Consider the following 17,107-nt stretch of genomic DNA (forward strand, 5'->3'; position numbering starts at 1 on the left):
GTATTAGTGCTTCTTGTGAGGCACTCTTTACAAAAGTTAAACACCTAAATGGGGGATGATTATATGTTGAGAAAGGTTTCCATTCGAGTTCGCATGTTCGTGCTTGTGGGAGCCATCGTCGTGTTCACTGTGGGCATTTCGCTGGCGTTTCTGAATGGCATGAACAACGTCAAGGGTCTTGGCGTTGATCGTTCTGCCGATGCGATGCATGAAGGCGAAAAGCGTAAGCTGCAGGTGGCCACGAACTCCATGGCTGTCAGCATAGGTGAAGCCATCAAGGATATCCCTGATGAAGAAGGCAAGATTGCGGTTATTCGCAAGTTGGTGGACAAGGTCCGTTTCGAGGAGGATAAGTCCGGATATTTCTTTGTCTATAACAAGACAATCAACGTTGCATTGCCTCCCAAGCATGCCGCTCAAGGCAAGGACTTGGGTAATGTTAAGGATAAGAACGGCGTCTACCTGGTCCGGGATTTGGAAAAACTGGCCCAGAATGGCGGCGGCTATCTGACGTATATCTGGCCCAAGCCGGGAAAGGGAGATCAGCCCAAGCTCTCCTACGCCGAGATGATCCCCGGCACCAGCATGTGGATCGGTACCGGTGTGTATCTTGATAATGTGGCGGATGAAGAGGCTCGAATCGAGGCGTCCATTGAGGAAGTCGTCGTGGGATACCAATGGGTGCTTGGCAGTGTCATCATCCTTGTCTTCGTAATTGTGCTCATGCCGTTCTGTTTCTTGCTGATCCGTTCCATCGTATTGCCGTTGAACGAAGCCGTTGCATTGGCCGATCAGGTTGCTGGTGGTGATCTTACCAAGAATATCTCCACCGAATATAATGATGAGCCCGGTCGGCTTACCAATTCTCTCGGTTCCATGACTGCACGCCTGCGTCAGACTGTCGGAACCGCTCAGGTGGGCGCCAATCAGGTGGCTTCGGGTAGTACCGAGGTGACCGAGTCCGCACTGGCATTGGCAGACGGTGCCAACCGTCAGGCCGCTTCCGTGGAAGAAGTCTCCTCCTCCATGGAAGAGATGATCTCTCAAATCAGCCGTAACACCGAGAACGCACAGCAGACCGAAAAGATGGCTACTCAGACCGCTGAAGACGCTCAACGTGGCGGCGACACGGTTATGAAGGCTGTTGAATCCATCAAGAATATCGCGGAAAAGATCTCCATCATCGAAGAGATCGCCCGCCAGACCAACCTGCTTGCACTGAACGCAGCCATTGAGGCCGCCCGCGCTGGCGAGGCTGGTAAGGGCTTTGCGGTCGTCGCATCTGAAGTTCGTAAGCTGGCGGAACGAAGCGGTACCGCTGCTGCGGAAATTGGTGAACTGTCCGCAACCACTCTGGCTCAGGCCGATGAGGCCGGTAACATGCTTACCAAGATGGTACCGGACATCCGTCAGACCGCAGAGCTGGTTCAGGAGATTTCCGTCGCAAGTCTGGAGCAGGATTCCGGCGCACAGGAAATCAACAAGGCCATTCAGGAACTGGACAAGGTCATCCAGCAGAACGCTTCGGCATCCGAAGAGCTCGCTTCCACCGCGGAAGAGTTCTCTGCCAATGCCGCTCAGTTGCAGCAGTCCATGGCCTACTTCAATATCGGCAAGAGCTCCTATTCCCAGCCCACAAGTCGCCCCGTAGTTCGCAAGGCTCCGGCCGCTGCACTCCCCCAGCAGCAGGCCGCACCTGCCGCAGCTCCGGCCGCCAGTCAGGGACTCGATATGGATATGGGAGATGATGAAGACTTCGAACGCTTCTAACGAACCTGGAAATAATGTGAAAAGGCCCGCTTTGAGCGGGCCTTTTTTTGTTGGACTATGCTTGTCGGTATTATTCAAGCACCAGTCTGAAGTCGAGGGAGATAAAGTCATACACCACATGGTAGCCGAGGTGGCGGAAGAAGCGGGAAGAGCCGTAGATGACGTCCCATTGGGTGCGGTCGATGTCGAGGTTGGCGGAGATGGAGATGCGGGCGTCCTCGAGATTGCGGATGTGGGCCGGGAAAGCGATCTCATTGGAAACGCCGCGCACAGAGAGGTACCCCTGAATCATGGCATTGGGACGAGTGGAGTGGCCGTCTTCCACGATGCGGATTTGAGTGGTCTCGAAGCGGGCTTCCGGGAACATGGTGGTGAAAAAGAAATCGTCCGAGTTCAAATGCGCTTCCAGAACCGGATGCAACTCGTCGCCCTCTAGGTCAATGTTGCGGATGGAGGTCATGTCGATGACAAAGGAACCGACCGGATCGCCTTCAGCATCCAGCTCTCCTTCGGACAGGCTGAGAGTGCCGTGGTGTCCGCCGTTGTTGTTGCGGCCGGTCCACTTGATGATGGATTCATCGTTGACCAACGAATAAGTGCGGCTCTCGAGTTCCAACTGAGGGTGGGGTGGGTCCGCCTGATCGGCTGCCAACCCACCAAGCGGGTGTCCTTTCTCGCGCCACTCTTCCAGGCCTCCGGTAAAGACGGAGACATCCGAGTAGCCTGCGCGGGCCAGCTTGTCGGCGGCAGTGATGCTGTCCCGAGAGTTGGTGCCGGCTCCATACAGCATTATCGAGGTGTCCTTGTCCGGCACAAGCTTTGCCACGGTTTCAAGAAAGGTCATTTCGTAGACGCAGGCATTGAGCGCACCCGGAATGTGTCTGGCTTCAAAGTGTTCGGGCGTCAGAGTGTCCACCAATGCTCCTTCGCCCCGTTCGAGAAATGCAACCACGTCCTTCGCGTTCAAACGATCTCCAAGTTGCGTATTCATCTCCACCTCCACAGTCGGTTCATTCTCAATGATTGCAATAGGCCACTCTATCCTAAGCCATACATTAAAAATCGCTTTAACGGAAACTCGAAGTTCCATTAAAGCGATTACTTTCGTGGAAAGTAGTAAAGGAAAGGATTTAAACCAGGCAGCGGACCCCGCCCATGCACCACACACAGTGGCCGCACGGAACGCTGGTGCCGTGGCAATCGTGTTCAAATTCACCCATGATACCGGTGACATCAGAACACGGAACCACTGAGCAGTTGGAGCAGTATGGGTAGGCATAGTCCAGCACATCGTGACGGAATGCAGCGTACGGTGCGCTCTGCCAAATATCGAGGATGTCGTTCTGGAGCACGTTGCCAAAGGTCTTGGGTGTGACCTGCTTGGCGCCGCCGTCCATGAAGCAGGAATATTCGTGCCACAGGAAATAGCAGGGACGCACGTCGCCGTCAGTGGTGATATGGGCTACACCCTTTTCCACGAAATCGCAGTGGCGTTCATGGGTGGCGGTGACTGGTGGCAGGGTAACTTCCATGCCACAGGCATCAGCCACAGCTTGGGCTTGCTCGAGGATGGAGGCCAGCCATTGCTGTTCGGCCAGCTTCTCCGGTGTCGACCACTTGAGGAGGCTGGAAGTGTGGATGGGGATATTGCGGGCAAGGGCGTCTCGTTTTCGCTCGGTGATGAACCTGACCACTCGTTCATCCTCAGCAGAGCGGTTGATCTTCCACGCCTTGCCGAAGTACCCGGCGATGTCGAGGCCCAATTCCTCAGCCTCGGTCTGCCAGCGGGCAAACTCTGCCATGGATTGTTCGGTGTTGGGGTTGAACAGCTCCTGATCTGCAGAGGCTTCGCCATAGGGCAGCATGTGGGTTACCAGTACAAAGGACGCGCCCTGATCTGCGGCCCATTCAATGGAGTGGGGCAGAGACTCGGCTGTGTCGCGCATGAGTACGAATTCCACGCCGATACGCAGCTTCCTCCCTACGGATTTAGCGGCTTCGCGCAGATGAGCGAAGGCGTGGACAATACGGTCCACCTCTTCATCGCCATGAAAAACACCGTCATCGCCCACCATGTCCACGGACAAGCAGATCGTATCCAGCCCGGCATGGACCAGCTCCATGGCCTTGCGCTTGGTCATGAGCAGTCCGTTGGTTTGGAAGCTGATGGTGGCTTCCCTCGGCATGGATTTACGAGCCACGGCCACCATATCCACAAGGTCCTTGGTCAGTAGCGGTTCGCCAATGCCGTTGAGAATGAGTCCGTCCAGATGCGGAAATGCGGGCTTGAGGGCATGGAAGACTTCCATAGGCATGTCTCCCTCTGGGATGCATGCGCCTTCAGCCTGCTTCACACACATGGAGCACCGCAGGTTGCAGCGTGTGGTGGTCTCCACGTAGAGCTTGGATGGATAGGGGCGTTGTTCTGTCATTGATTTATCGAGGCGAACGGCTAACTCCGTACGCAAGGCTCAGGTACATGAGGATGGACTTTTCATCGTCCATGAAATGTCTGCCGTTGGCCTCTTTTACCGGCAGGTCCCATTCTTTGGCCTTGGCTGGATCAGCCAGAACCAGCGACGGGCTGTCCTGATGATCTTCGCCCAGCACTTCAACGATGGCGGGGCGTGGCCTTTCAAATTGCAAATGGACCACGTCGAGTTCGTCGCGCAGTCGCGGGAAATAGGCGAGCAGCCCTTCCAGTGCTATGCAATCCGGGCAATAGAATGGGCCTTCAAGGCCGCGCATGAAATCGCCCTGTAACAGGAACAGAATGTCTTTACTCATGGGAACCCCCGTGTGATTGGATGGCGCGAGGATACTTATATCGACCCGGATTGCAAGTGCCGTCGAGGCCCAATATGGAGCAACCCGGAGGTGAAATCATTGACCTGCGTCAAATCATTACAAAAAAAAAGCGGCGCACATCTTTGGATGTACGCCGCTTTGCATTCTTTTATGTAAGCCTAGTCGTTTCTGGGCTTGAAGTTCTTTTTGAAGGGACGCTTTCCGCCGGGCTTGCCGTAGCGGGGGCCACCGGATTTCTTGAAATCGCGGCGATAGGGCGGCTTCTTCTTGAACTGATCGCGGGTCACAAGTGACTTCCCGTCACGGGATTTGACGCGATCGATGACACGCTCTGCTTCAGCGGCAGGCACGGTGAAGACGGTCTTGTTGGTCATTACGCGCACATGCTGGATGGACCATGCCTTGATATTGGCAGACTGGGATACGAATTCCACAAATGCCTTGGGGTGCATGCCGTGGGAGCGACCAAGGGCGCAGACGAGGTCCGCGCGACCGCGTGTTTGCTGGGAGACAGCGTCGATCTCTCGGTAGCTGGACTCCACAAGCTCATCACCGAAGGTGTGCTTGAGCAGGGCGCCGATGACTTCTACCGGATCTTTCTCCTCGATGAGGTCACGAGCCATGGTCTTGTAGGCGTCGTGAGTCTCTTCTTCCATCAGGCTTTCAAGGCGGGAAGTGAGGCGAGTCTTCTTGGAGTAGATAACGTCCTGAATACGAGGCAGCTTTTCCTTGGTGATCTCGATGCCCGAAGACTTGGTGATGTACATCAGACGACGGAACTCGCCGGGTGCGATCAGGGTGATGGCGGTGCCTTCCTTGCCTGCGCGACCGGTTCGGCCGGTGCGGTGCACGAAGGTGGCCGGATCCTGCGGCAGGGCAAAGTTTACCACGTGGGTCAGGTCAGAAACGTCGATGCCGCGGGCAGCAACGTCTGTTGCCACAAGAATGGTGGCGCGACGCTTCTTGAAGCGGTTCAGGATGTCTTCGCGGCGGGGCTGGGACAGGTCGCCGTGAATGGGCTCTGCCGGGTAGCCTCGCTCGTTGAGGCGCTCGGCCACTCTGTCGGCATCGGCGCGAGTGCGGGTGAAGACCAGGCCGTAAAATTCGGGCTGGGCATCAATGACGCGGCACAATGCTTCAAAGCGGTCAGAGTCTGCCATCTCGTGGAAAATGTGACGGATGAGCGGAGAGTCGTGTTTTTCGGTCTTCACCTTGACGGTCTGGTAGTCGCCCATGAACTCTTTGGCGATGCGCATGACTTCGCGAGGCATGGTGGCGGAGAACATGAGGGTGCGGCGGTCGGTGTTTGCCGAGGACAGAATTTCGCGGACATCGTCCACAAAGCCCATGTTGCACATCTCGTCCGCTTCATCGAGGACGAAGAAATCGAGGCGGTCCAGACGCAGGGTGCCGCGCTCCATGTGGTCCATGATGCGGCCCGGGGTGCCTACTACGACGTCAACGCCGCGCTTGAGGGCCTTGATCTGCATGTGGATGGCCTGACCGCCGTAAACGGGCAGGACGCGAATGCGCTTTCTGCCTTTGAGGGAGTTGATCTCGTCAGCCACCTGAATGGCGAGTTCGCGGGTAGGAGCAAGGATCAGGGCCTGAACACGGCCTCCTTGTTCCTCAAGGCACTCGATGATGGGCAGGCCAAAAGCAGCGGTCTTGCCGGTGCCGGTCTGGGCCTGGCCCACGATGTCGATGTTGCCGCCCATGAGCTTTGGAATGGTCAGCTCCTGAATGGGAGTAGGGGCGGTGAATCCTTTGGATTCGAGGGCTGCCAGTGTTTCCTCGGACAGGCCGAGTTCCTGGAAAGTGGTCATGAAAAATCTCTTTGTAATAATGTGTTGATGCTCGTCCAGCCCGTGGACAATAGCACAAACCGTAGCGTCCGCACATGAGTGCGGAATATTTATAACGATCTTGGGGAAGGAAGGAGCTAGTGTGTTTGAACCGAGCAGTCAATGAAAAAGGGAAAAGCCGCAATTAAGGCTTTCCCCTCTTCTTCCGCTATGAAGGCTTGGGAGAATGGTGCAGCCATAAGGCTATGGGAACAAATTCATCCTCAGATGGCATGCCATGTATTCGATGGATTTGTTCCCGGCAAAACAGCGGTTGCGCCGCTATCTCAAGCCGTCATTCCGAGCTCTAGCGAGGACGGAAGGTGATGCGACCGCGAGTCAGATCGTACGGAGACAGTTCGACGGTGACAGTGTCGCCGGGCATGACGCGGATACGGAACTTGCGCATCTTGCCGGAAATATGAGCGAGTACGGAGTGGCCATTTTCGAGTTCCACGCGGAACATGGCGTTGGGCAGCGCTTCTTCAACGGTGCCCTGTACAGTGATACCTTCTTCTTTTGCCATAAATTAAAAATCCTCTTTATGTATACGACTGGAAAAGCCCGCCCTCTGGAAAGGGCGGGCTCAAAGTGCCTTACTTGGCGAGTGTCGTCAAGGTTTACCAGCGCGGCCGCTCAGGGCGGGGACGGGCTTCGTTGACCTTGATGTTGCGACCGCCGAAATCGGAGCCGTTCAGGTTTTCAATCGCTTCCAGGGCGCCGTTGTCTTCCATTTCCACGAAGCCGAAGCCACGGGGACGACCAGTCTCGCGGTCATTGATAAGCTTGACGGAGTAAACTTCGCCGTAGGATTCGAATGCTGCGCGTACGTCCTCTTCCGTGGAACTCCAGGGCAGGTTGCCCACATAGATGTTCTTGGCCATTACTTCAAATCTCCAAAACAGTTAAGAAAATGAGTAGTCGGCGATTTCTCGCCCGGTGAAACAAAGAGATGAGATTAGATGCAAAAGCCTCGAACCAAACTACTATTTGCCCACCAACAGTCAGATGTTTGGGACCGTTCCCGTGAACGATACCTTTTAACATATTAAAGGCCCTTACAAATCCTATAGAAGAGAGTCAAGAGAAAAATTTCAAAAAATCGAGATAAGTTCCTATAAAGAGAACTCAATATCGGAAAAAATCTGGTCTGGGTCATACAGGCCGGGGTGTTCCGCCTGAAATTTTTCCATGGTTTCGAAATAGGCGTCCCAGCCAATGACTTGTGCTATCTTTTTTTTATCCTTGAATATTTTGAAGGTTGTGCCGCGTGGACACTTGGTCATGTTCAGGTCAAGGACACCCTTATCCGTCATGTGAGTCCAGACTGCGGACCATGATGTGCGGTCTCCTTCAGTTTTTTTGTACTTTTCAAAAAAAGATTCAAAGATGCGTTCAATTTCGGTTCGTTCCATGGAATCCTCGCTTGTTTGATACTGGCAAAAGTATGCACCATAACAGGTCGCAGGCCAAGGAGAGCAGTTTCATTGCAGGGCCCAATGATTTGAGATAAACAGAAATCGTCCTAAACCTTCTGATTTGCCGAGATAAACTCATGAGAAAGATCATCACCTGGCAGGTGCCGCCTCGAAAGCTGGACGTAGCCATCGTCAACAGCGGCGTGAATGCCTATTGCCAATCTGCGGATATCTCGGAGCAGGACTCCCTGCGTCTTCAGGTCTGCATAGAGGGGGTATTCAGCTATCTTGCGACGAATATCCGTTCAGTGGAGGTGTGGAAGGAGATTCGTATCGAGATGTATCGTGGCGATGGCGAGGTGAAGGTCATCATGGAACACTGCGGCCCGGCCGGCGAATGGGACCGGGCCTTGTGTGCGAACCCTGAGTTGAAAATCCGCCGCACCAGCTTCGAAGCCATGGGATTGTTCATAGCTTATGACATGCTCGAGGAACTCACTTGTGACAGTTGGTTCGATATGGGGACCGGCAACAATCTGCGTCAATATACGTTAATCTATCGTATTTCACAGAAATCGTGACATTCGCCTCTGTCCAATTTTCGTTTCTTGAAAATCATTGGGCGAACGTATAGGGTGGCTCCCACGGCAAATCCGTTGGGGGACATAGGGTGAGCGAAGAATACGAAGTCATGGGAGTCTACTCCCACAGCACCAAATATGAATACAAGGTGGGCGAGCGCGGGTCGCGCTATCGCCACGGCACCTTCTGGTTTGTGCGCAAGCGCAGCGATGACATGTTTGAAGTGCGTCCACTCAACGCCCATCATGTTCCCTCGGGCGTATCCCGCCTTGTCTCACACGAAGACTTTCTCCAGTACTACACTCCGGAGCTCGCCTACTATCAGGAAAATACCATGCCCTGTCTGGATAACTTGCGTAAGAAAGTGCGTATGGGGCGTCGTTATTTCAACATGGGGCAACTGGAGCGAGCTGAGCAGGAGTTCTGCGATGCCGTTCTTCTTCAGGACGATAACGTGGACAGCAATATGGGCCTGAGTGAGGTCTATGCCGAGCAGCAGCAGTTCACCAAACTGCGCAGTGTGCTCGACAAGCTCATGAACATCGATGAGGTGTTCCGTGAAGAGCAGCGCCACAAGTTCAACGAGTTCGGCATCAACCTTCGCAAGAAAGAGCTCTACGACGACGCCATCCGCTTCTATTCCAAGGCGCTTGAAGTGAACGATGAAGACGAGAATCTGCACTTCAACATCGCCCGGGCCTTCTATTCCAAGGACCTGATCAAGGAATGTCGAAAGCATCTCAGGCGTGCCATTGATATCAATCCGAAGATGAATGAGGCGCAATTGTTCCTTCGTTCCGTGGACAAGGATATCGCCTTTGAAAAAGAGATGCGTCGCAAAGAGCAGGAAGGCCGCGCAGCCATTGCTCGGGGTCTGAAAAAGCGCAGCAGAAATGACGCGCCAGAATCCAAGCGAATCAAGCTCGAATTCTAGTCTCTATTTTCCGAAATCATCCAGCGAGAAGAAGGAGCCTGCCACATGTGACGTGAATAGCGGGTCGTACTCTTCGTCGTCCCCATCAATGTGGTGGTAGGTGCAGAAGACGTTCTCGTCATCCAGCATGGTCCAGCCGGAGTATCCGAAGTCCGGCGGTGAGGTATACCGGGCATTGCGCAACTCAAGGATATTGTCCAGCACCCACTGATCGGGCAGTCCCATTTCCGGCGTCCATTTCCAATCGTATCGCCGTTGCAGGCGTGGCTCCTCAATGGAAAGGCTGACCCGTCGCCAAGTGCAATCCACGGCATTGTCCTCGAAAGGATAGGGCGCACCGAACAGAATCGGGCGTGTATCGGCATGGTCGTCGTCCACCACGATGGAAGCCCGTTCATCGCCATCAACATTCAAAGTGACACGGCCTGCTGCGTATTCCAGCCGAATGGTGTGAAATTGTCCCTGCTCGATTGGGATAGGTTGTGCATCATCCACGTCCGGTTCGATGCTGTTCGGGGTGATGCGCCACCAAACACCCAGTCGCAGGGCGCAGGCGTTTGCATCGGCTTCATCCACGCGCACTTCGGCTTCCAACACCGCCTTGGCCGAGCGGGGATCGGTCATGGGGCGCAGCACGTAGCGCACTACGCTGCAATCACCGCTGGTGTTGCTGACGCGCAGTCCGTCTTTGGTCAAGACAGGATTGGCAGGATCTGCGTGACGTCCATGAACCTTGAAGCCGGAGCAGAGTTTATCCAGCGTGCCGAGCCATGCGCTGGTACCCATATCCGGGCCAACGTTGCGATAGGTGACGAGCAATCGTCCATCGGGAACAAGTCCCATGGTCGGACGGTGTCCTATGAGCGGAGTCGGGATGGGGTCGGACCATGTGTCGCCCTCGTCTTCGCTCAGGCAGAGATACATGGGCTCATACACAAAGCTGTTTTCCCGCATCAGCGCGGCTATGCGTCCATCGGCCAAGCGAGTCATGGAGGCTTCACACAGCACCAGATTGCGTTCGCGACCAATGGCGCCGAGAGCTAGCCAGTCTTTGCCGCCGTTGTCTGAGCGGTAGGCCATTTGTTCGGTGGGAGCTTGTCGAATGGCCGGTTGCTCCGCCGTGCCGCGGTGCAGATGCCCCGTGGTGAGGAACACGTCCTCGCCCAGATCCGTGACGCGATCGATCATGTCATGCTCCAGCCCATTGGCCTGCATGACCTCCCATGTGTCGCCGCTGTCCCGGCTGATATGAAAGCGTCGGTAGCTGTCAGAAAGGAGCAGGTCGCCGTTCGTCAGTTTGATCAGGCGCGGGCAGTGGCTCCAGTCATCACCCAGACGAACGATATCATCCCAAGTTCGACCATTGTCGAAGCTTTGCCGTACAAGCAGGGTGCGTCTGCCTGGTGTGACGTGCTTATCCGCCTCATTGTAGGCCACGACCAAGCGGCCGTCATCGGCGCGGACGACATCCGGAAAGCAGATGTACTGGTCGTCACGCTTATCAATAACAATATGGCGGTCCGCAACGTTACTGATGGAAGGCATGGCTGCTCCCTATTGGAGAATTGAAATCAGGTAGGGAAGTCGCCTTCGGCTCCATTGTCAGATGACTTCGCCTCCGGCGGGCAAGGACTCGCGCCCTTGCATCCCGCTTATGCGCCTTTGGCGCGGACAACTCTTTGCGGCAAAGCCGCAGAATGGGATTCCAAAGGGTTATAGCCCTTTGGCCGCCGGAGGCGAAATCACCTGACATCGCCGCGAAGCGGCATCCTCTATTGCCTTAGTCGTCGGCGCGTTCGTCGTGTACTCGTTTGGTCTTGGCGAAACTGCGCGGCAACTCACCGGGGCCGAGAATCTTGACTTCACTGCGTACGAGAATGTGCTTTCTGATCTCGTTTGCAACAGCGTTGGTGAGATTGGTGCACTCCTCGTGGGATGCTCCGGGCGTGCACTCGACACTGACAGACATGTGATCGAGCCCGTCGCGGCGATTGAGAGAAATCTGATACTCGGCGGAAAGATCCGGGAACCCTTCGAGCACGGAACCGATTTGGCCGGGATAAATGTTCACGCCGCGGAAAATGAACATGTCGTCGGAACGGCCCATGATCTTGTCGATGCGCGGCATTTTTACGCCACAGGCACATTCGCCGGGGATCAGACGGGTCAGATCGCGGGTGCGGTAACGGACCAGCGGAGAGGCTTCCTTGCTGAGCGTGGTCACGACCATTTCGCCGACTTCGCCGGGCGCTACGGGCTTGAGCGTCTTGGGATCAAGGATTTCGAGAATGTAAATATCAGACCAGAAGTGAATGCCGTCGTGAGCCTCGCACTCAAGGCCGGTGCCGGGGCCGTAGAGCTCGGTCATGCCGATGATGTCGAAACTGTGCTCCAGACCGAGGGCTTCCTCGAACTGGCGGCGCATCTTGGGCGTATGAGTCTCGGCGCCGAAAATGGCGCGCTTGAGGGCGATCTTGTCGGCCAGCCCCTGCTTCTGCACCTCTTCACCCATGAGCAGCGCCATGGAGGCGGTGGAACAGAGACAGGTGGATTTGAGGTCGGTGAGCATCTGAAGCTGAATCTCCAGCAGACCGGGGCCTACGGGCAATGCCATGGCGCCGAAACGCTCGCAGCCCAGCTGGAATCCTGCACCAGCGGTCCAGAGACCGTAGCCAACGCAGATCTGAACGCGATCATCGACGGTCAGCCCTGCCAGCTCGTAGCAGCGGGCGAACATGTCCTTCCATGTGTCGATGTCGTTTTGGGTGTAGGCTAAAATTTTGCGCTTGCCCGTGGTGCCGCTGGAACCGTGGATGCGAACCACGTCGCTCTCGGGCACGGACAGGAGCGGCATGGGGTAGCCGTCCTTGAGGTCGTCGGCAGTAGTAAAGGGAAGCTTCTGGATGTCATCGAGGGTGCGAATGTCCTCGGGAGCCACGTCCTGTGCCATCATGCGGGAACGGTAGAAGGGGCTGTTGTCATATACGTGCCGGGCGGTCCACTTGAGGCCCGCCAATTGTTTGTCGGCGATCTGTCCTTCTGTCAGGTCAGGAATAAAACGGTGGCTCATCTCTCTCTCCTTGTGTGAAATCAGCGGTCCTCCCCTTGTCTCGCTGCGTCAAATCCGGTAGCTCTGACACGGAGAGGGGCCTACGCGCCTATTCATGCAGCAAAAGCCGTAAATCTTCAAGTGTGAAGGGTCTTTCATGGAGATGATACCCACCTGGATTTTCTACCTCATGGCAGCCGTAGCCGGTCTGGAACTGGGCGGTCTGGCCACTATTTTCATTCAACGGTGGATCGATGAGAAGCCCATCCTCAAGCCGTGGGGTTCGGCCTGCCCGGCGTGCAGCAAGCCGCTGGCGTGGCGAGATACGGTTCCGGTCCTTAGCTATCTGTTGCTTCGCGGGCGTTGCCGCCATTGCGATGAGCGCATCGGACCGCAATACATGCTGGTGGAACTCTCATGCATGGCATGGTCGCTGGCTGTTGCTCATCAATTCGGCCTGTCCCCGGAGTGGGGCGTGTATCTGGTGCTCGGCATCATCCTCATTGTCGGCAGTTTCATTGACTTCGAGACCATGCTCCTGCCCAACCGGGTTACCCTCGGTGGGGCGGCTCTGGCCGTGGCAGCTCTGTTCGTGTTGGATCTGCCCGGCTGGAAGAACGGACTTCTCGGCGCAGCCGTGGGCGGCACATTTTTCTGGGTACTGCAACAGGCGTATCGTCTCGTGCGCCGCGATGAAGGTCTCGGTACCGGTGATGTGAAATTGATGCTGATGATCGGCGCCATGGTGGGCTTCAAAGGGTTGCCGCTTACCATTCTCATCGCTTCCCTGACTTCTGTGGTGGGCTTCGCGTTTTTCGTCTTTCGTCCCGGTATGCAGGAGGGGAAGATGCGAATTCCCTTCGGTCCGTTTCTGAGCCTCGGCTGTCTGCTGTATGTGCTGTACGGCGAGGAACTGCGGAAATGGCTGGGAATGTAGCGGGCCAAGAGATTTGAAATCATGATTAATGATTACGCCCTCTATCTGGTGCTGGCTTTTTCCATCACCGCCATCCCCGGCCCGGCTGTCATCCTGACTATCAAAAACAGCCTCAAGTACGGCTACCGGTCTACCATAGCGAATATCCTCGGCAATTTTTCCGCCATGGTTATTCTGGCAACCATCTCCGCCGCTGGACTGGGCGCGGTGCTCATGTCTTCGGCCATGCTTTTCTCTGCCATGAAGATTCTGGGCTGCCTCTATCTGGTGTATCTGGGAATTATGGCCTGGCGCGCCCCGGCCGTAGCAGTGGGGCAGAGTGTCGTTGCAAAGCAAGAACGTCGCAGCTTTCTTGCTCTCTTCAAAGAGGGCTTCGGTGTGGGCCTCAGCAATCCCAAGGCTATCGCCTTTTTCACAGCCCTGTTTCCCCAGTTTATTGATCCCTCAAGGGCGTATGTCCCCCAATTTCTCACCCTGATCCTGACCATTGAAGGTGTGTCGACCATCGTCCTGTCCAGCTACGCCTTGCTGGCCTCAATGGTATCGCCCATGTTGTCGAGTCGGAAAGCCATGGGCTATTTCAACAAGCTGACCGGAGCCGCCTTTGTCGGATTCGGTGTAGCGTTGGTTTGTGATGAGTAAATTTTTAGTAAGCATACGAAAGAAATAAGGCCGCCCCAATTGGGACGGCCTTTTCTTTTCTCTCTCAACCAGTGCCGGAGTTAATACATCAATCCCGGCAAGAACAGGATGATCTGGGGGAACCAGAACAGCAGGGCGATACCGACGATGATGGACAGCATGAACGGGACGATGCCCTTGAAGACTTCCTCCAGCGTCACGTCTGGCGCGATCTTTTGGCACATGCCGTAGACCACGTAGACGTTGATGCCCACTGGTGGGGTGATGACGCCCATTTCGGTGACCAGCACGATGATGATGCCGAACCAGATGGGGTCGTAGCCCATGTTGGTGACCACCGGGAAAAAGACCGGGATGGTCAGCATGATCAGGGCAAGGGAGTCCATGAAGCAGCCACCAATGAAGTAGATGGCGATGATGGCTGCCATGATGGCAAAGGGCGGCATGTCGAATGCGGATACCCACTGGGCTATGTCGAACGGAATGCGTGTCACGGCGAGGAATTTGCCGAACACTACCGCGCCCGCGATCAGCACCAGCACCATACAGGAGGTGCGCAGGGTCTCGTAGAGCGAATTGACAAACGCCTGCCACGATAGTTGGCGCTTGATGATGGCGAGTGCCAGTACGCCGAGCACACCAATGGACGCAGCCTCGGTGGGGGTGAACCAGCCTTTGAAAAGGCCACCAATGACCAAGCCGAAAATGATCAGGGTGTCGATCAGGTTGGCAAGGGATTTGAGCTTCTCAGGCCAGGTGAAGGACTCACCTTTGGGGCCGAGGGCCGGGTTAACCTTGCACTGAAGGTAAATGCCGACAACGAACAGTACGGTCAGCAGCACGGCGGGCAGGATGCCGGATACGAACAGCGCGCCGATGGATTGCTCGGTGAGCACGCCGTAAATGATCAGGACAACGGACGGAGGCATAATCATGCCCAGCCCACCACCGGAGGCAACAGAGGCTGCGGCCAGTGAGTTGGCGTAGCCGTAGCGCTTCATCTCCGGGATACCCACGGTGGACATGGTGGCTGCCGTGGCCGGGCTGGAGCCGCAGACCGCGCCAAAGGCGGTGCAGGCAGAGACCGTTGCCATGGCAAGGCCGCCACGGACATTGCCGAGGAAATGGTACGCCGTGTTGTAGAGCCGTTTCGAGATGCCGCTGTTAAAGGCGATCTGGCCCATCAGAATGAACAAGGGGATGGTGGACAGTTCGTAGGATGCGAACGCGTCGTAAATATTGCGGCTCATCAGGTTCAGGCCGCCTTTCCACGAGGTGAGCAGCGAGAAGCCGACAAACCCTACCAGCATCATGACGAACGCAACAGGCATGCGGGTCATGAACAGGAACACCATGATTACGATGCCGATGATTCCGGCCATAGTCGGGTCCATGTTATGCCTCGCTTCCTTTGTCGTTGAAGAATTTGATGATGTCCGACACAAGGCAGGCCGTGTAGGCCAGGAAACCGATCGCAAGGATGTAAATGACCATGTACTCGGGCAGTTCGAGGTTCATGGAGACTTCGCCGGATTCAGCCTGGGACTGGGCATACAGGAACATGCGCCATGTGATTATGCCCACCAGAAACAGGGTGGCCGAGTCGGTCAGCAGTTTCAGTGCCCGTCTCGTGCGCTTGGATAACTTGCGCACCAAAATTTCCACGCCGATGTGACTCTTCTGGTAGTGGGTGTAAGGCAGGGCGAAGCCAACCACTACAATGCCGAGGATGCCTACGATCTCCTCAGAGCCGAATATAGGCGTATTGAACACGCCGCGCATGAACACGTCTGCCCCGGTGACCAGGGCCATGCCCATCAGGCATATGGCGGCGATTTTTCGCATGAACCCCTCCATGCGGTTGAGCACTGACTGTCTCTCCATTGTTTTCCCTTGTACGTCCGCTTTGCGGTGCCTCCGGCGACCCCTCGCCGATGGCTTCATAGTTTTATGCGCTTCGCGGGGTTGAAAGTTGAGTTAGGCTGTTCCCTGAGAAAATAAGGCAGGGCGGGCCACGCTAGCCCGCCCCGCAAAAGGTAGGGGTGTTCTATTTCAAGGTGGATTGGGTGAATTCCAGAATGGCTTTGCCGTCGAGGCCCTTCTTGTTGGCTTCGTCTACGTAGTCATTCAGAACCGGCTGGGCTGCGGTCACCCACTTGGCGGACTCTTCAGCAGTCAGCTGAACGATCTGGCCGCCCTGATCAAGAAAGAACTGGCGACCGGCTGCATCGGCAGCATCCCAGGCAGCAGCGTGCTTGGCGGCCCATTCCTTGTTGATTTCACTGATGATCTTCTGGGACTCGGGATCGATGGAATCCCACTTGTCCTTGTTCATGACGACGAAGAAGACAGTGGTGTAGGCCACGTCAAAGGAGTCGGTGCCGAACTTGCAAACTTCACCGAGCTTGAAAGACTTGTTGGACTCGATCGGGTGCATGGAGCCGTCCACCACGCCCTTTTGCAGGAGCTGGTAGTTTTCAGGCATGGGTTTGGCAACCGGGGTGCCGCCCAGTGCTTTGACCAGCTTGGCGGAGTTGCCGGTGGCGCGGATTTTCTCGCCTTTCAAGTCGTCGAGGGTGGCGATGGATTTGTCCACGGTAAAGAGCAGGCCGGGACCGTGGCCGTTGAAATACATTACTTCGGTGTCGGAGAGTTCCTTGGGCTGGAACTTTTCGTATACGGCATTGGCGGCCGTGGTTGCCTGAGCAGCGCTCTTGTAGCCGAGGGGAAGGTCGACTGCGGCCATGACCGGGAAGCGGCCACGGGAGTATGCGAGGCAGGACATGCCGACGTCGGACATGCCTTCAACAACACCGTCATAGCACTGTTTGGCTTTAGTCAGGGTGCCGCCGGGGTAGTATTCGACCACCACCTTGCCGCCTGTACGCTTTTCAACTTCCTTGCACCACTGTTCGGCCAGTTGGGACTGATGGTTCGCGGGGGGGAAGAAATTGGAGTAGGTCAGCTTGACTTCAGCTTGGGCCAGTGTGGGCAATGCCGCGCAGAGCACCGCCAATGCAATGAAAGTTGCCAGAAATTTTCTCATCTCTCTCTCCAGAGGGCAAAATTGTCCGAGGAGGAGCCTCTCTTACTCCCCCCTTGTATGTTGAACCCGCCCGCGTG

The 17,107-nt window shown here is 55.8% G+C and carries 17 protein-coding genes; 5 read left to right on the forward strand and 12 right to left on the reverse strand.

Translation table 11 applies throughout. The features are described from left to right. Positions 1 to 63: 63 nt before the first annotated feature. Entirely contained in the window at positions 64 to 1,770 is a 1,707-nt protein-coding gene (locus HFN16_RS11060) for a methyl-accepting chemotaxis protein (RefSeq protein ID WP_168890808.1), read from the forward strand. Positions 1,771 to 1,840: 70 nt separating this feature from the next. Here the strand turns inward: HFN16_RS11060 and HFN16_RS11065 are convergent, their stop codons facing one another. From HFN16_RS11065 to HFN16_RS11095, 7 genes are all read right to left on the reverse strand, one after another. After that, complete coding sequence (locus tag HFN16_RS11065) at positions 1,841 to 2,761, reverse strand: YceI family protein (protein WP_168890809.1); 921 nt, start codon at positions 2,759 to 2,761, stop codon at positions 1,841 to 1,843. A 139-nt stretch (positions 2,762 to 2,900) separates the two neighbouring features. Next, positions 2,901 to 4,202 carry a radical SAM/SPASM family putative metalloenzyme maturase gene (locus HFN16_RS11070; RefSeq protein WP_168890810.1) on the reverse strand — a complete coding sequence of 434 codons (1,302 nt, stop codon included), beginning with the start codon at positions 4,200 to 4,202 and terminating at the stop codon, positions 2,901 to 2,903. Between the two features lie 4 nt (positions 4,203 to 4,206). Further along, entirely contained in the window at positions 4,207 to 4,557 is a 351-nt protein-coding gene (locus HFN16_RS11075) for a DUF3088 family protein (RefSeq protein WP_168890811.1), read from the reverse strand. A gap of 179 nt (positions 4,558 to 4,736) precedes the next feature. After that, positions 4,737 to 6,404 carry a DEAD/DEAH box helicase gene (locus HFN16_RS11080; protein ID WP_168890812.1) on the reverse strand — a complete coding sequence of 556 codons (1,668 nt, stop codon included), beginning with the start codon at positions 6,402 to 6,404 and terminating at the stop codon, positions 4,737 to 4,739. A gap of 325 nt (positions 6,405 to 6,729) precedes the next feature. Continuing rightward, positions 6,730 to 6,948 (reverse strand): translation initiation factor IF-1, encoded by a 219-nt coding sequence (infA, locus tag HFN16_RS11085; RefSeq protein WP_013513878.1) that lies wholly within the window; start codon positions 6,946 to 6,948, stop codon positions 6,730 to 6,732. Positions 6,949 to 7,042: 94 nt separating this feature from the next. Further along, positions 7,043 to 7,306: an RNA-binding protein gene (locus tag HFN16_RS11090; RefSeq protein WP_168890813.1), complete on the reverse strand. Its 264-nt coding sequence runs from the start codon at positions 7,304 to 7,306 to the stop codon at positions 7,043 to 7,045. 231 nt (positions 7,307 to 7,537) lie between these two features. Continuing rightward, the gene (locus HFN16_RS11095) at positions 7,538 to 7,837 is read right to left on the reverse strand and encodes a hypothetical protein (RefSeq protein WP_168890814.1); all 300 of its coding nucleotides are present in this window, start codon (positions 7,835 to 7,837) and stop codon (positions 7,538 to 7,540) included. 140 nt (positions 7,838 to 7,977) lie between these two features. Here HFN16_RS11095 and HFN16_RS11100 point away from each other — a divergent pair, with 140 nt between their 5' ends. Continuing rightward, complete coding sequence (locus HFN16_RS11100) at positions 7,978 to 8,421, forward strand: hypothetical protein (protein ID WP_168890815.1); 444 nt, start codon at positions 7,978 to 7,980, stop codon at positions 8,419 to 8,421. An 89-nt stretch (positions 8,422 to 8,510) separates the two neighbouring features. Further along, complete coding sequence (locus HFN16_RS11105) at positions 8,511 to 9,356, forward strand: hypothetical protein (protein ID WP_247648315.1); 846 nt, start codon at positions 8,511 to 8,513, stop codon at positions 9,354 to 9,356. A gap of 3 nt (positions 9,357 to 9,359) precedes the next feature. Here the strand turns inward: HFN16_RS11105 and HFN16_RS11110 are convergent, their stop codons facing one another. Both HFN16_RS11110 and HFN16_RS11115 read right to left on the reverse strand, forming a co-directional pair. Next, positions 9,360 to 10,901: a sialidase family protein gene (locus tag HFN16_RS11110; RefSeq protein WP_168890816.1), complete on the reverse strand. Its 1,542-nt coding sequence runs from the start codon at positions 10,899 to 10,901 to the stop codon at positions 9,360 to 9,362. 235 nt (positions 10,902 to 11,136) lie between these two features. Next, on the reverse strand, positions 11,137 to 12,426 hold the full coding sequence (locus HFN16_RS11115) for a phenylacetate--CoA ligase (protein WP_168890817.1): 1,290 nt from the start codon (positions 12,424 to 12,426) through the stop codon (positions 11,137 to 11,139). 136 nt (positions 12,427 to 12,562) lie between these two features. Between HFN16_RS11115 and HFN16_RS11120 the strand changes: the two genes are divergently transcribed. Then, a complete protein-coding gene (locus HFN16_RS11120; RefSeq protein ID WP_168890818.1) occupies positions 12,563 to 13,342 on the forward strand; it encodes an A24 family peptidase in 780 nt (259 codons plus the stop codon). A gap of 21 nt (positions 13,343 to 13,363) precedes the next feature. After that, complete coding sequence (locus tag HFN16_RS11125; protein WP_168890819.1) at positions 13,364 to 13,984, forward strand: LysE family translocator; 621 nt, start codon at positions 13,364 to 13,366, stop codon at positions 13,982 to 13,984. A gap of 80 nt (positions 13,985 to 14,064) precedes the next feature. Here the strand turns inward: HFN16_RS11125 and HFN16_RS11130 are convergent, their stop codons facing one another. The 3 genes from HFN16_RS11130 to HFN16_RS11140 form a co-directional block, all read right to left on the reverse strand. Beyond that, a complete protein-coding gene (locus tag HFN16_RS11130) occupies positions 14,065 to 15,378 on the reverse strand; it encodes a TRAP transporter large permease (protein WP_168890820.1) in 1,314 nt (437 codons plus the stop codon). A 1-nt stretch (position 15,379) separates the two neighbouring features. Beyond that, entirely contained in the window at positions 15,380 to 15,829 is a 450-nt protein-coding gene (locus HFN16_RS11135) for a TRAP transporter small permease (RefSeq protein ID WP_247648316.1), read from the reverse strand. Positions 15,830 to 16,031: 202 nt separating this feature from the next. After that, the gene (locus HFN16_RS11140) at positions 16,032 to 17,030 is read right to left on the reverse strand and encodes a TRAP transporter substrate-binding protein (protein ID WP_168890822.1); all 999 of its coding nucleotides are present in this window, start codon (positions 17,028 to 17,030) and stop codon (positions 16,032 to 16,034) included. Positions 17,031 to 17,107: the final 77 nt, after the last annotated feature.

The sequence above is a fragment of the Pseudodesulfovibrio sp. zrk46 genome (genome assembly GCF_012516435.1).
In the GTDB taxonomy this organism is placed as follows: Bacteria; Desulfobacterota; Desulfovibrionia; order Desulfovibrionales; family Desulfovibrionaceae; genus Pseudodesulfovibrio.

Bases quoted from the DNA above. Each gene is read 5' to 3' on its own strand.
- HFN16_RS11060 (WP_168890808.1), top strand. From the start codon at position 64: ATGTTGAGAAAGGTTTCCATTCGAGTTCGCATGTTCGTGCTTGTGGGA.
- HFN16_RS11065 (WP_168890809.1), bottom strand. From the start codon at position 2,761: ATGAATACGCAACTTGGAGATCGTTTGAACGCGAAGGACGTGGTTGCA.
- HFN16_RS11070 (WP_168890810.1), bottom strand. From the start codon at position 4,202: ATGACAGAACAACGCCCCTATCCATCCAAGCTCTACGTGGAGACCACC.
- HFN16_RS11075 (WP_168890811.1), bottom strand. From the start codon at position 4,557: ATGAGTAAAGACATTCTGTTCCTGTTACAGGGCGATTTCATGCGCGGC.
- HFN16_RS11080 (WP_168890812.1), bottom strand. From the start codon at position 6,404: ATGACCACTTTCCAGGAACTCGGCCTGTCCGAGGAAACACTGGCAGCC.
- infA (WP_013513878.1), bottom strand. From the start codon at position 6,948: ATGGCAAAAGAAGAAGGTATCACTGTACAGGGCACCGTTGAAGAAGCG.
- HFN16_RS11090 (WP_168890813.1), bottom strand. From the start codon at position 7,306: ATGGCCAAGAACATCTATGTGGGCAACCTGCCCTGGAGTTCCACGGAA.
- HFN16_RS11095 (WP_168890814.1), bottom strand. From the start codon at position 7,837: ATGGAACGAACCGAAATTGAACGCATCTTTGAATCTTTTTTTGAAAAG.
- HFN16_RS11100 (WP_168890815.1), top strand. From the start codon at position 7,978: ATGAGAAAGATCATCACCTGGCAGGTGCCGCCTCGAAAGCTGGACGTA.
- HFN16_RS11110 (WP_168890816.1), bottom strand. From the start codon at position 10,901: ATGCCTTCCATCAGTAACGTTGCGGACCGCCATATTGTTATTGATAAG.
- HFN16_RS11115 (WP_168890817.1), bottom strand. From the start codon at position 12,426: ATGAGCCACCGTTTTATTCCTGACCTGACAGAAGGACAGATCGCCGAC.
- HFN16_RS11120 (WP_168890818.1), top strand. From the start codon at position 12,563: ATGGAGATGATACCCACCTGGATTTTCTACCTCATGGCAGCCGTAGCC.
- HFN16_RS11125 (WP_168890819.1), top strand. From the start codon at position 13,364: ATGATTAATGATTACGCCCTCTATCTGGTGCTGGCTTTTTCCATCACC.
- HFN16_RS11130 (WP_168890820.1), bottom strand. From the start codon at position 15,378: ATGGACCCGACTATGGCCGGAATCATCGGCATCGTAATCATGGTGTTC.
- HFN16_RS11135 (WP_247648316.1), bottom strand. From the start codon at position 15,829: ATGCGAAAAATCGCCGCCATATGCCTGATGGGCATGGCCCTGGTCACC.
- HFN16_RS11140 (WP_168890822.1), bottom strand. From the start codon at position 17,030: ATGAGAAAATTTCTGGCAACTTTCATTGCATTGGCGGTGCTCTGCGCG.